Origin of the sequence: Streptomyces sp. NBC_01352, from assembly GCF_036237295.1 — a bacterium.
In the GTDB taxonomy this organism is placed as follows: Bacteria; Actinomycetota; Actinomycetes; order Streptomycetales; family Streptomycetaceae; genus Streptomyces; species Streptomyces plumbiresistens.
Window position 1 is genome coordinate 7,372,398 of sequence record NZ_CP108354.1, and the last position, 13,144, is coordinate 7,385,541.

10 protein-coding genes are annotated in these 13,144 nt (G+C 67.9%); 8 read left to right on the top strand and 2 right to left on the bottom strand.

Annotated features, from left to right (window positions below):
• The first annotated feature begins 164 nt into the window (after positions 1-164).
• Both OG252_RS34225 and OG252_RS34230 read left to right on the top strand, forming a co-directional pair.
• Positions 165-1,139, top strand: coding sequence for an enoyl-CoA hydratase/isomerase family protein (locus tag OG252_RS34225; protein ID WP_329341000.1), 975 nt, complete (start codon positions 165-167; stop codon positions 1,137-1,139).
• A gap of 230 nt (positions 1,140-1,369) precedes the next feature.
• Positions 1,370-2,188: an oxidoreductase gene (locus OG252_RS34230; protein WP_329341002.1), complete on the top strand. Its 819-nt coding sequence runs from the start codon at positions 1,370-1,372 to the stop codon at positions 2,186-2,188.
• A 137-nt stretch (positions 2,189-2,325) separates the two neighbouring features.
• On the opposite strand, the gene OG252_RS34235 is transcribed toward OG252_RS34230, so the two are convergent.
• On the bottom strand, positions 2,326-3,129 hold the full coding sequence (locus OG252_RS34235) for a DUF4232 domain-containing protein (protein WP_329345242.1): 804 nt from the start codon (positions 3,127-3,129) through the stop codon (positions 2,326-2,328).
• 87 nt (positions 3,130-3,216) lie between these two features.
• Between OG252_RS34235 and OG252_RS34240 the strand changes: the two genes are divergently transcribed.
• The 4 genes from OG252_RS34240 (at position 3,217) to OG252_RS34255 (ending at position 9,498) form a co-directional block, all read left to right on the top strand.
• Positions 3,217-5,028 (top strand): alkaline phosphatase D family protein, encoded by a 1,812-nt coding sequence (locus OG252_RS34240; protein WP_406492733.1) that lies wholly within the window; start codon positions 3,217-3,219, stop codon positions 5,026-5,028.
• 16 nt (positions 5,029-5,044) lie between these two features.
• On the top strand, positions 5,045-6,700 hold the full coding sequence (locus OG252_RS34245) for an FG-GAP repeat domain-containing protein (protein ID WP_266439902.1): 1,656 nt from the start codon (positions 5,045-5,047) through the stop codon (positions 6,698-6,700).
• A gap of 415 nt (positions 6,701-7,115) precedes the next feature.
• Positions 7,116-8,600 carry a ricin-type beta-trefoil lectin domain protein gene (locus tag OG252_RS34250; RefSeq protein WP_266439904.1) on the top strand — a complete coding sequence of 495 codons (1,485 nt, stop codon included), beginning with the start codon at positions 7,116-7,118 and terminating at the stop codon, positions 8,598-8,600.
• Between the two features lie 193 nt (positions 8,601-8,793).
• Positions 8,794-9,498, top strand: a complete 705-nt coding sequence (locus tag OG252_RS34255) for a FadR/GntR family transcriptional regulator (protein WP_266439906.1) — start codon at positions 8,794-8,796, stop codon at positions 9,496-9,498.
• 94 nt (positions 9,499-9,592) lie between these two features.
• On the opposite strand, the gene OG252_RS34260 is transcribed toward OG252_RS34255, so the two are convergent.
• Positions 9,593-10,762, bottom strand: a complete 1,170-nt coding sequence (locus OG252_RS34260) for an aminotransferase class V-fold PLP-dependent enzyme (protein WP_329341007.1) — start codon at positions 10,760-10,762, stop codon at positions 9,593-9,595.
• Between the two features lie 464 nt (positions 10,763-11,226).
• On the opposite strand from OG252_RS34260, the gene OG252_RS34265 reads away from it, so the two are divergent.
• Together OG252_RS34265 and OG252_RS34270 are read left to right on the top strand one after the other, a co-directional pair.
• A complete protein-coding gene (locus OG252_RS34265; RefSeq protein ID WP_425587638.1) occupies positions 11,227-11,973 on the top strand; it encodes an amino acid ABC transporter ATP-binding protein in 747 nt (248 codons plus the stop codon).
• A gap of 44 nt (positions 11,974-12,017) precedes the next feature.
• Positions 12,018-12,911 (top strand): glutamate ABC transporter substrate-binding protein, encoded by an 894-nt coding sequence (locus OG252_RS34270; protein ID WP_329341009.1) that lies wholly within the window; start codon positions 12,018-12,020, stop codon positions 12,909-12,911.
• The last annotated feature ends 233 nt before the right edge of the window (positions 12,912-13,144 follow it).

Below are 13,144 nucleotides of genomic sequence, written 5' to 3' on the forward strand. Positions count from 1 at the left end.
TCTCCGTGACCGATACGACGACAGATTCGCCTGCCGTTCGCTGTCCTTAGAGTCGGGCGTGGTCAGCGCACTCGCGCGCGCTCCGCGGGAGACGACATGGCGAGGAGCGGGACACGCGTGAGCGCCGGAAACCGTCGACCACAGCCGACTCACCGGAGGACCACATGGGCACGTCGCGAAGTAGCTCGCAGCCCGCAGGACACATTGCCGTCGAGGGCCACGCCGGGGTGCTTGTCGCTCGTATCGACGGAGGCCCGCATGCGTTGTTCGATCCCGAGATCGCCAAGCAGCTGAAAGAGTTGGTCGATCGTGCAGACCGAGATCCGGACATCCGCGCGGTCGTCTTCACCGGTACGCATCCTGACCGCTTCTTGAGCCATTCTGATGTGCGCTGGCTGCAAGAGGGGGGCACTGGATTCCCGCCGATCAACACGCGCATCGCCAAGCTCGTAGCGCGCATGGCGCGACTCGTCAACCGAGTGCCGGTTGTCAGAACGCTCGCGGGTATGACCCGGCTCAAGACACTTCTGCAGCTCGACAGCTTCCATGCCACCTTCCTGAAGATGAATGCAAGCGGCACCATCTTCGTCGCGGCACTCAACGGTTCGGCACTTGCCGTCGGTGCGGAGCTGGCATTCGCCTGTGATCTGCGCATCATGGCAGACGGGGAGCATGTCATCGGTCTGACAGAAGTCCTGCTCGCACTGACACCGGGTGGCGGCGGCTCTCAGCGACTGCCTCGTCTGATCGGTACTCAGCAGACGTTGGTCGCCGTCCTCGAAGGCAGGCCGTTCACGCCTGCGGAGGCTCTCTCGCTCGGTGCGGTCGACGAAGTGGTGCCACAGGACGAGGTCCTCGCACGGTCGATCGAGCGCGCAGAGTATCTGAGCTTTCGCTCGAAGAAATCTCTCGGGGCCATCAAGCGATCCATCTACTTCGGCAGTTCCCTGTCGCTCGAGGACGGCTTGCAGCTCGAGCACGCCGAGTTCCTGGTCAGAGATCAATCGAAGGAAGCTCAGGGGCGGATGCTTGAATACATCGCCACTACGGACGCCACTGGCGAGCTCCCTCTGTTGAATCGTGAGACGTACGCGCGAGCACTCGCCGCCGGGCGATTCGGAGGTAGCCCGAGCGAGTAGATCGGGTCGATTGTCGGGACGCGTGAAATGTGGAGCGCCGCCGCCGTCGACAGCAGGTTGTCTCCAGTGAAGGTGACGGTGGAGATGTCGATGGAGACCACGAGGCGGCTGTAGAACGTCGCCGGTACCTGCCGACGACGGCATGCGTGTCAGTCCCGGCAGCTGTGGTTCTTGATGGTCCGCTCTGCACGTCTATTATGATCGTAATGCAATGGGCTTTGGAGGTCACAATGGCTACAACGAACCGACCGGTGGCACTCGTGACAGGTGCCTCCACCGGTATCGGAAAGGCGGCCGCCCTCGCGCTCGTCGCGGCGGGTTTCGAGACGGTGGGAACGAGCCGGAAGACGTCGGGAGCCGACCGTCGTGACGGCGTGACGTTCCTCGCCCTCGACGTGGGCAGCGACGATTCGGTCGCTGCCGCGGTCGAGCAGGTGATCGAGAAGTTCGGGCGGATCGACGTACTCGTCAACAACGCGGGCATCGGCTCGTCGGGCGCCGCCGAGGAAAACTCTCTAGCGCAGGCCGAGCGCCTCTTCAACATCAACGTCTTCGGTGTGATGCGCATGGCCAAGGCGGTTCTCCCGCACATGCGCGCCCAGGGAAGCGGGCGCATCATCAACATCTCGTCCGTCCTCGGGTTCCTCCCCGCGCCCTACATGGCCACCTACTCGGCGTCCAAGCACGCGCTCGAGGGGTACACCGAGTCCCTGGACCACGAGATCCGCGAGCACGGGGTCCGTGCCCTCATCGTCCAGCCGGGCGGCACCAAATCCGCGTTCGAGGCGAACACTGTCGAGCCCGACATGCCCATGCAGATCTACGCGGAGCAGCGGCGCATAGCCGACCAGCTGGCGGTGGCGGTCAACGAGGACGGCGACGACCCCGCCACCGTCGCGAAGGTGATCGTCGCGGCCGCCACCGACTCCAAGCCGAAGGTGCGGTACACCGCCGGCCGGCAAGCCCGGCTCGTCAGCGCGGCGCACCGTATCCTTCCCGCCGGGGTCTTCGACGGACAGATCCGCAAGACCAACAAGCTTGCCGACTGAGATTTGCAGACCGAACCGCCCCGGTTCGCGAGGCGGTGTGACGTACCAGATCACCCAACTGGAGACGTCCTGACCCCCGAACAGCTCGCTGCCCTGGTCGACGTGGCTGTCGGCACAGACTGAGCCAACGGGGGACCTCACCGTTCGGGCGTGAACGCCTTCACTCGTACTCCGGTGTCGCAGATGCGTACCACCTGCTTCTTCCCGTTGGTGTTGGTGAAAGCAGGTGTGAGGGGGCGGGACTCGCCGGGAGGCACGAGGTCGAGTCCGGTGATCGGGTCGCACTCGTCGAGGCCGGTAAAGGTGAGTGCGGCGGAAGCGGAGTCCCCGGGGGCGAGCGTGAGTTTCGCGGCGTCGGCGGCTGATCCGTCCCAGTCCACCGGCAACTCGGTCCGACCTGCCTCGCTGATGAAGAGGAGGGAGGGGAATCCGCGTACCGTGCAGGAGCCGGCCCCCTTGTTGGTGATCACGACCGAGGCCCGGCCCTGACCGGTGCTGCGTGCCACGGCCTTCAGGTTCTTCGTACGGCAGTGGTCTGCTGCGGGGCTGGGGAGGGAGCCGGCTCCGAAGAGCACCCCGGGTGGGGAGGACGCGCTGCCGTTGCCGTTGCCATTGGCGCCACCGCTGCCGCTACCGCCCGGAGTTCCGCTTCCGTCGGGGCTCAGTGACCCGCCGGTCCGCGAACCGCCGGCCTGCGAACCGCCCCCGTCCGCCGCGCTCGACGAGCCCGAGCCCGAGCCCGGGTCCGAATCTGAGGCAGTGCCAGAACCGCTTCCCGAACCGTCCGCAGTCGAGGGAGACGACGAGCACCCCGCCGTGCCGACGGCAAGGACGACAAGCAGGACCGTGCTGCCTACGGACATCAGTGGTCGGCGCATGTCTCCTGCCGGTTGCTCGAACGAATTGACGGACCCGGTCCCACAAGTGTGAGGGTATTGCATAGAATCCACGACGATCACGTTCACCGGCGCTGCGCACGGCACCGCCTTTGGGGGGAAGGCACGGCTGTGCACCCGAGCGACAACAGCATGGACCCGGGAGCGATACGCCGTAGGCGCTTTCTGGGCGCTGGAGCGGTCACGCTGGGAGCCGCGAGCGCGGCGGCCGCCGGTCAACTGCTGTCGGGCAGCGCCTCGGCCTCCGTGGGCGGGGCCACCGCGACGGCCGGTGCCGGTACGTCGGTCAGCGGCACGGTCTTCAAGCTGGGCGTCGCCTCCGGCGACCCGCTGCCCACCGCGATCGTGCTGTGGACCAGGGTGCTGCCCGCGAATCCGGGCAGCTCCGGCATCCTGCCCCCCACGGTCGCGGTGACCTGGGAGCTCGCCTCGGACAGCGGTTTCACGAAGATCGTCAAGAGCGGTACGGCGACGGCGAGCAGCAGCCTCGGCTACAGCGTCCACGTGGACGTCACGGGCCTGACCCCGGCCACCGACTACTGGTACCGGTTCAAGGCCCTGAGCCGCACCTCCCGCACCGGCCGCACCCGCACCGCCCCCGCCGCCGGAAGCACCCCCGAGAAGCTGCGGATCGCTCTCGCCTCCTGCCAGAACTGGGCGCACGGCTACTTCACCGCCTACCAGGACATGCGCGACCAGAAGCCGGACCTCGTGCTGTTCGTCGGCGACTACATCTACGAGAGCCCCGCCTACTCCTACCGCGTACGCCGCCACGACGGCACGGGCTCGCCCGTCACGCTCACCGAGTACCGCGCCCGGCACGAGCAGTACGGCACCGACCCGGACCTGCAGGCGATGCGCGCCGCCGCCCCCTTCGTCGTCGTCTTCGACGACCACGAGGTGGAGCAGGACTGGGCCGGTGACGCGGCGAACGACCCGGTGGCCTGGCCCACCGACAAGTTCCTGGCCCGCCGGAAGGCCGCCTTCCAGGCCTTCTACGAGCACATGCCGATCCGAGCCGCGCAGAAGCCCAGCGGCCCCGACGTCCTGATGTACCGCAAGCTCGACTTCGGCACCCTCGCCCGGCTGCACGTCCTGGACACCCGGCAGTACCGCGACGACCAGGCGACCACCGCCGACGGGGCCACGCAAACCGGCCGTGTCATCATGGGCGACACCCAGCGGAACTGGCTGGTGAACAGCGCACGCAGCTCCGGCAGGCAGTGGAACCTGGTCGCCTCCCAGGTGATGATGGCCGAGACCGACTTCCTCGCCGGCGTCGGCAAGGAGTGGGCGTACGACGCCTGGGACGGCTACCAGAAGGAACGGGCCTCCCTGCTCGCGGAGTTCCAGGACGTCCGCAACCCCGTGGTGCTTTCCGGCGACCGGCACCGCACCATCGTCAGCGACCTCAAACTGGACTTCGACGACGTGAACTCGCCCGTGGTCGGCGCGGAGTTCGTCGGGACGTCCATATCCAGTGCCGGAGACGAGGACCTGGTGGCCTTCGCCGCCGAGTGGGCGCCCAAGCTGGCGGACAACCCCCACTGGAAGATGATCGACGCCCGGCGCGGCTACCTCCTCTTCGACATCACCACGGACCGCATCGAGGCACAACTGAGGACGATCTCCACCGTGTCGACGAAGAACGGGACGACCACCCAGGCCGCGACCTTCCGAGTGGAGGACGGCGTGCCGGGCGTGTACCAGGTCGGGGTCCAGACCGCGTCCTCGCCCTCGTCCTCGGCGAGCACGAGCGCGGAGGAGTCCGCGACGCCGACGGACACGGCCACCCAGACCGACACGGCCGAGACGACGGCCTCCGCGGATCAGACGGATTCGGCCGCATCGGCAGAGCCGTCGGCCACAGCGACCGAGCCCGCGAGCAACAGCTCCGCCACGTCCTCGACGACCCCCTCCGCCACGCCCTCCACCACCCCCTGACCCTCCGGGAGAGAACGTGTTCACCACTCGACCCCGGCTGCGCGACAGGGGTCCCAGACACCGGCGCCCCCTCGCCATGAAGGCATCCGTGCTGGCCGGCACGGCGGCGGTGCTCGCGGCAGGCGTCTTCGCGGTGCTGCCCGGCGACGCGGACGCGATCAACCCGGCGCGCGGCGACTTCGACGGGGACGGCACCTCCGACCTGGTCTACCGCAACGTCGAGGGCCGGCTGTACATCAACACCGGTCCGGCCGAGACCATGGTCGTCGACGCGGACGTCGCGAAGGTGAAGGACGTACTCACCCCGGGCGACCTCGACTCGGACGGCGTCCAGGACGTGCTGACCCTCAGCTCCAGCGGCGTGCTGTCCTTCCATCCCGGCATCTACGCACGCGTCCCCGGCGGCCTGGGTTCACGCCGTACGGTCGCGACCGGCTGGCAGGCCTACAACAAGGTCGCCGCCCCGGGCGACATGAACGCCGACGGCAAGGCCGACCTGCTGGCCCGCACCCCCACCGGCACGCTCTACTACTACCCCGGCAAGGGCACCGGCGCCTTCGGCAGCCGTGTGAAGATCGGCACCGGCTGGCAGCAGTACGACGAACTGATCGGCGCCGGCGACCTGAATGGCGACGGCGTCGGCGACCTCCTGGCCCGCACCCCGGCCGGTGCCCTCTACCGCTACCTGGGCAAGAAGGGCGGCACCTTCAGCGCCAAGGTCAAGGACTCGAAGACCGAGTGGGCCTCGTACAACCAGATCATCGGCGGCGGCGACTGGGACGGCAACGGCAAGACCGACCTGCTGGCCAGGGACTTCTCGGGCAACCTGTGGTTCTACGCGGGCAACGGCAACGGCACCTTCGGCACCCGTTCCCCCCGCAGCAAGGGCTGGGGCAAGGCCACGCAGTTCGCGGGAGCGGGCAACAACCCGCACTTCGGCAAGTTCGGGATCATGGGCCGTACGTCGGCCGGAAACGTCTACAGCTACGAGGTCACCGGCACCGGCACGCTGACGGGCAAGCTCCTGGTCGGTGGGGCGTGGCCGTCCTCGAGCACCCGCCTCGCATACGCCTCCGCACTCCGCGAGAACGGCCTCGCCGACCTGGTCGTCCAGTCGGTCAGCAGCGGGAAGCTGACCAACCCGGCGTTCTACGCCCTCGCGGACCCCCTGCTGGCAGCCGGCTCCACCTCGTACAGACGCATCGTCGGCCCCGGTGACCTGACCGGCGACGGCAAGGGCGACCTCCTCGCCGTGACCAGCACCGGCACGCTCTACCTCTACGCGGGCAACGCCTCCGGCATGTCCGTCGCCGGCGCCGTCAAGCTCGGCACCGGCTGGCAGCAGTACAACGCCCTTGTCGGCGCGGGGGACTTCACGGGCGACGGCCGCCCCGACCTCCTGGCCCGGGACACCTCCGGCACCCTGTGGCGCTACGCGGGCACCGGCTCGGCTTCCGCCCCCTTCTCGGCCCGGGTGAAGATAGGCACCGGCTGGCAGCAGTACAGCAAACTCTTCTCACCCGGCGACGCCAACGGCGACGGCAAGGCCGACCTCATGGCCACGAACTCCTCCGGCGCCCTGTACTTCTACGCGGCCACCGGCACCGGCACCTTCAAATCCCGCGTAGCGAAAGCCACCAGCGGCTGGACGGGCTGGGCAGACCTGCTGTGAGCACGACTGCCGGCAACCCCGCCTCCGCCTCCGCGTCGGACAGGCCGCCTACCCCACGTTCAGTGACACCGATCGGGTAGCTGCCGACCCGGATCGGCGGCCCCCGTCTCGCCGTTCGTGGTCGGGATCGGTACCACGGTTCCATCGGCGCCCACAGCGGCGTACGCCACCGCCCCGTCCGAGGTGTAGGCGATCTGGGTGGGGGCCCGGGAAGAGGGCTGTCGTACTTCGGAACCGTCGCGGGTCTTGTCACCAGTGCCGGCATCGTGCCAGTGTCCGGGCACGCAATGGTTACGTAACCATTGCAGGTTTACGCGGGTCCGAGTGTCCGTATCCGGACCCTGGTTCATCACTGCCTCGGCTCAGGTGGCGAACCCGCACTCCGCCCTCCGCGATTCCCGTCACTGGAGACGACATGACCAAGACCCCGACGCGGTCGAGAAGACTGGCCAGTGTGCTCATGGCCGGCTTCGGCGCGACACTCCTGTTCCTGACCGCCCCTGCCCCCGCCCTCGCCCAGTCGGCAGCCGAGACGTCAGATGCCTCGCAGGCGGCGGTGATGACCGCGTCGAAGGGCGGTACCAGTGACTTCCGCGGGGTGAACTGGGCAGACCCGCGGGACAACTACGCGAGTGACGCCGTGGTGCCCAGCGGGTTGTCGGTGACCGACGACTACCGCACCGTGTACCGCACCACGGGTCACATGGTGCGCGGCTTCAAGAAGAACCTGGGCGCCAACACGCTGCGACTGCCGATCAACCCGGCAAGTGTGGGCACCACTTGGTGGAAGTCGTACCGGGCGACGATCGACGCGGCCACGGCCTACGGTGACAAGGTCATCGTCAGCTACTGGGAGGCCAACACCAGCAAGGACGGCCTGGTCGACGACGCGGCCGCCTGGAAGACGATGTGGAACACCGTGGTGCGGGAGTACAAGCACAACCCACGGGTCTACTTCGAGCCCATGAACGAGCCGCACGGTTACACCCTGGACGAGTGGGTGTCCGTCACCAGTGGTTGGCTCGCCCAGCACAAGGACGTCCCGCGCGGCCGCGTCGTGATCAGCGGTACCGGCTACAACGACAACGTCACCGGTGTCGGCGCGGCACCCGAACTGCGGGGAACGCTGCTGTCGCTGCACTTCTACGGCTTCTGGGCCAGCCACACCCAGCAGGCGGACTGGGTCGCCGACCTCGAAGCCCGGATCGGCGCGTACGCCGGCCGGACCATCATCGACGAGGCAGGCTCTCCGATGACCACCGGTCTGAACTACGGCGCGTGGGACGGCAACATCTACACGTCGTATCTCGCGGCCGTGACCAACACCGCCCGCAGCAAGGGGATGGGCCTGGTGTACTGGCCGGGGCTGAGGTTCGGCGACGCCTACTCGATCGAGTCGCTGGACTCCGAGGGCAACCTGGTGGACAACAACGCCAGCGGAGTCGCGCAGCTGCGCTGGGGCTACGGCTTCGGCACGACCCCGCCCGTCAACGACCTGCCGCCCGCGCCTCCCGGCGAGGTCCTGCGCGGAGTGGCCTCCAACCGCTGCGTCGACGTGCCCGGCTTCAGCACGACCAACGGCACCCAACTCGACCTCTGGGACTGCAACGACGGCGGCAACCAGTCCTGGAACTGGAACGCGGACAAACAACTCACCGTCTACGGCAACAAGTGCATGACGGTGGGAGGCACCGGAGCCACGGCGGGAGACCCCGTGGTCATCTCCGACTGCACCGGCGCGGCGGCACAACAGTGGAACCTGAACGCGGACCTCACCGTGACCAGCGTCGCGAACCCGGAACTCTGCCTGGACGCGGCCGGAGCGGGCACCGGCAACGGCACGGCGGTCGATGTCTGGTACTGCAACGGAAGCGGCAACCAGCAGTGGACCAGAAGCTGATGCCGGCGTCTGTTCCCCTCGACCACTGATCGGGTCGGCGCCGCCGCGCTTCGCCTTCCGGCGAGGGCGGCGGCGCTCCGGTTTCTGGAGACTGAGTCGGCCGACCGGGCGGGCCGTCTGTTGACCAAGGTGGGAGGACGTGGAAAGCTGGTCCTACCAGTTGGTCCTACCGATGGCAGGGTGCGAGGAGTTCATGGCGTCACAGCAGTCGCAGGGCCGTCGGCGCAAGCCGGAGCTCGTCGCGGAGGCGTTGCTGGCGAGGATCCGGGAGGGGGAACTGCCGGTCGGCCGGCGGCTGCCCTCGGAGCGGGATCTGGCGAGCGAGTACGGCGTGAGCCGGAACGCCATTCGTGAGGCGCTCGCCGTGCTGCAGCTCAGCGGCCATGTCGAGACTCGGCTCGGGGACGGCAGCTATATCGCGCAGCCGGAAGGTCCGGCCCGAGACGAGAACGACGCCGGGCTCGTCGCCGCGCTGAACATCACCGAACTGCTGCAGGCGCGCGAGGCGCTGGAGCTTGCGAGTGCCCTGACGGCGATCCGCAGGGCGACCCGGTCGGACCTGCTCAAGATGGATGCTCTCGTGGCGGAGATGGAAGAGCATCTGGAGCAGGACGACTACGAGAGCTATCTGCGCACCACGATGGACCTGCACCGGGCGGTCGCCGCAGCTTCGCGTACGCCGCTGCTGGTCACCCTGGTCAAGGAGCTGACCACCAAGCACCAGAGTCACGAATGGCTGCTGCACACCCGGTACACCCCGGCGATCGGCGCGTATTCGCTGGATGTGCACAGAGCGCTCGTCAGGGCGATCCGCGACAAGGACGTGGTCGCGGTGTACGAGGCGACGAGTCGGCACTATCACGACTATCCCGTGTTGCAGGGGCTGGGCCAGGGGTAGGGAAGGCTCCCGGCCGGGTGGTCTCACCGGTCGGCCGGGGCCACGGGGCGCACCCGGTTCTCCGAGCTGAGAATCTCGGCCGGCGACGCATCGGTCATCGGACGGTCCCGCGGTGCGGAAGGGTCCGCAGTCCCCGGCGCAGGAGGGCGGCCAACCGGTCGACGTCCTCGGCGTTGTTGTACAGGCCGAAGGAGATCCGGATGCCGTCGCGTACGGAGGAGAGCCGGGCGCCCTCGGCGGCGAGGAAGCCCGCCCACCGTGATGCGGGCAGGTCCAGGACGTGGATGTGCGAGCGGTGTTCGCGTTCCCGTGGTCCGACCAGGGCGATGCCCAGGTCGTCCAGGTGTGCGATGAGATGGTCGCCCAGATCCAGTACGTGCCGCTCGATGTCCCGGACGCCCAGGCCTTCGATGAGATCCAGCGCGGCGGCGAGCGCGTGGATCGCCGGGAGGTTGAAGTTGCCGATCTCGAAACGCCGGGCGTCACCGCGTGGCTCCACACGTCCCGCTCCGACGACGACGTGCTCGTCGGGATCGGCGACACCGGCCAGCGCCATGTAGGTCGGTCGCAGCCCCTTTGCCCCGTACGGCGTGCAGAGCAGGCCGAGCCCTTGGGGTACCAGCAGACCCTTGTGGCAGCCGGCGGCGAGCACCGAGGCCCCCAGCGCGCGGGCGTCGACGTCGAGGACGCCGACGGACTGCATGGCGTCGACCACCACCTCGGCCCCGTGTGCACGAGCCAGTCGGGCGATGCCCGCCACGTCGTTGCGCTGACCGTTGTGGAACATCACGTGCGAGAGGGCGATCGCACGGGTCCGGTCGTCGACGTACGCGGCGAAGGTGTCGGCGTCGGCCCACTTCTTCCGCCCGTCCTGCGGGACCATCCGCACCTCGAGCCCGTCCGGTTGCCGGTTGAGCCAGGCGTACGCGACGTTGGGGTGTTCGCCTTCGAGGAGCAGCACATTGTCACCCGGCTCTACGTGGAGGCCGTGGGCGGCGATGTTGATGCCTTCCGAGGTGTTCTTGGTGAAGGCGATCTCGTCGACGTCCACTCCCAGGAAGGCCGCCAGCCGCGCACGTACGTCCGTCAGCCGTGCCAGCCAGCGCTTCTTCGGGCCGGCGGACTCCAGTGCCTCGTCATAGAAGGCGTCGAGGGCGTTACGGACGGGCACTGACAGCGGGGTCTGGTGAGCGGCGTCCAGGTACAGGAACTGCTCCGCCGCCGGGAAGTGGGAACGCGGGGGCGCGCTTGCTGTGGCACTCACTGAGGCGATCTCTTTCCTCTGCTCCGGGCCGGGCACCTCGCTAATTGGCCCAACCGGTAGGACCAATCCTGCCTACGGTCCCCTCGGAGGTCAAGGGCGATCTCCAGGCGTTCGATCGAGTGGTGGGGCGATGACCCCTCGGTTGAGCCTGTTCAGGGCTGCGGCGAAGCGGATCCGCGCGACTGTTGTGCAAAGCGTTTTGGGTCCCTAGCTTGGCTGGACCGGTAGGGCCAACGGCCCTCAATTGACGTCTGCTTCCTGTTGTGGAGAGAGGTGCGTCGTGAGGGTCATCCACATTTGGTCCGCTATGACCGGACCTGTAACACAAGCGTCACGAGCAATTCGACGGCGACTCTTGACAGGGTCGACCGGCGGACCTTCCATTGGTCCGACAGGTTGGACCAATGGCCTTCCGGTCCCACCACTGCTGGTGCCCCGTCCTCCTCACAGCTAGGTAGCAGCCCATGTCTTCCTTGTCCCCACTGCTGTCCCTCCGCGGGGTCAACAAGCACTTCGGGGCGCTTCACGTCCTGGCTGATGTCGATCTGGATGTCGCCAAGGGGGAGGTCGTCGTGGTGATCGGCCCTTCCGGTTCGGGAAAGTCGACGCTGTGTCGCACGATCAACCGACTGGAGACGATCGGGTCGGGGAGCATCACCCTGGATGGGAGTGAACTTCCCAGTGAGGGGCGGGAGTTGGCCGCACTGCGGGCCGACGTGGGCATGGTCTTCCAGTCCTTCAACCTCTTCGCGCACAAGACCGTGCTGGAGAACGTGACGCTCGGTCCCGTCAAGGTCCGCAAGGCGGCGAAGGCCGCGGCGGAGCAGCGTTCCTTCCAGTTGCTGGAGCGCGTCGGGGTGGCCGCCCAGGCCCACAAGTACCCCGCCCAGCTCTCAGGCGGGCAGCAGCAGCGGGTCGCCATCGCTCGCGCGCTGGCCATGGACCCCAAGGTGCTGCTGTTCGACGAGCCCACCTCGGCCCTGGACCCGGAGATGGTCAACGAGGTCCTCGACGTCATGACGGCCCTGGCCCGCGAGGGCATGACCATGGTCGTCGTCACCCACGAGATGGGCTTCGCGCGCCGCGCCGCCGACCGGGTCGTCTTCATGGCCGACGGCCGCATCGTCGAGGAGGCGCGGCCCGACCACTTCTTCTCGGCGCCGAAGAGCGAACGCGCCAGGGACTTCCTGTCGAAAATTCTCAGCCACTGATTCCGGGCCCCCGCCCACCACACCCTCGTACAAGGGAAAACACGATGACCCAGCACAGACACGCCCTCACGATGACGGCAGCGATCGCCGCCCTGGCCCTGGGCCTTTCCGCGTGCGGCGGAAGCGCAGCGGAGAACACCGCAGGCTCGTCCACGGCCGAGCCCACGTTCGCGGCCGGCACCACGATGGCCAAGCTGTCCGCCGCCGGAAAGATGACGATCGGTACGAAGTTCGATGTACCGCTCTTCGGCCTCAAGGGCCTGGACGGCAAACCGGCCGGCTTCGACGTGGAGATAGCCAAGATCATCGCAGGCGAACTCGGCATCGCCCCCGGCGACATCACCTGGGTCGAGACCCCGTCCAAGGTCCGGGAGGAGTATCTGGAGCAGGGCAAGGCCGACCTGATCACCGCGACCTACACGATCAACGACGAGCGCCGCAAGCGGGTGACCTTCGCCGGTCCCTACTACAACGCCGGCTCGACCCTGATGGTCAAGAGCGACAACAAGGACATCACCGGCCCGCAGTCGCTCAAGGACGCGAGCCTCAAGGTGTGTACGGCCACCGGCTCCGTCGACTCCGAGAACATCAAGCAGTACCTCGATGACCCGGGCAAGCAGCTGGTCCTGTTCGACGTCTACAGCAAGTGCGCCGACGCCCTGCGCACCGGCCAGGTCGACGCCGTCACCACCGACAGCGCCATCCTGCTCGGCTTCGTCTCGGCCTCCGAGGGCAAGTTCAAGACCGTCGGTGAGACCTTCTACGACCAGCCGTTCGGCATCGGCATCAAGAAGGGCGACGTCGAGTTCTGCGAGTTCGTCAACGACGTGCTCACCGACGCGGAGAAGGACGGCAGCTACGCGAAGGCCTGGAAGGACTCCGTCGGCGACGCGGCTCCGGAGGTCCCGGCCCTTCCCCGACTCGGCACCTGCGGGTGACCCGCGCCTAGGGCCTGTCCGGCGGATCATGCCGCAGACGCGGGGCCTGGCACGCCCATCTGCGGCGTTGTCGTCGGTCGCCGACTCCCCCACGCTCGAACAACCTCGCGCGGGGGGACCCCCATCGCGTCGACGCCCTCCTCCGCCTTGCAGCTGGACGCACCAGGCCCCGCTCACCGGCGCTGATGAGGCGCCGCCGATTTCCTGCGACCTGATCCGCCGGACAGGCCCTA

Coding starts and splice junctions, on each gene's coding strand:
- OG252_RS34225 (WP_329341000.1), top strand. CDS start 165: ATGGGCACGTCGCGAAGTAGCTCGCAGCCCGCAGGACACATTGCCGTC.
- OG252_RS34230 (WP_329341002.1), top strand. CDS start 1,370: ATGGCTACAACGAACCGACCGGTGGCACTCGTGACAGGTGCCTCCACC.
- OG252_RS34235 (WP_329345242.1), bottom strand. CDS start 3,129: ATGCAATACCCTCACACTTGTGGGACCGGGTCCGTCAATTCGTTCGAG.
- OG252_RS34240 (WP_406492733.1), top strand. CDS start 3,217: ATGGACCCGGGAGCGATACGCCGTAGGCGCTTTCTGGGCGCTGGAGCG.
- OG252_RS34250 (WP_266439904.1), top strand. CDS start 7,116: ATGACCAAGACCCCGACGCGGTCGAGAAGACTGGCCAGTGTGCTCATG.
- OG252_RS34255 (WP_266439906.1), top strand. CDS start 8,794: ATGGCGTCACAGCAGTCGCAGGGCCGTCGGCGCAAGCCGGAGCTCGTC.
- OG252_RS34265 (WP_425587638.1), top strand. CDS start 11,227: ATGTCTTCCTTGTCCCCACTGCTGTCCCTCCGCGGGGTCAACAAGCAC.
- OG252_RS34270 (WP_329341009.1), top strand. CDS start 12,018: ATGACCCAGCACAGACACGCCCTCACGATGACGGCAGCGATCGCCGCC.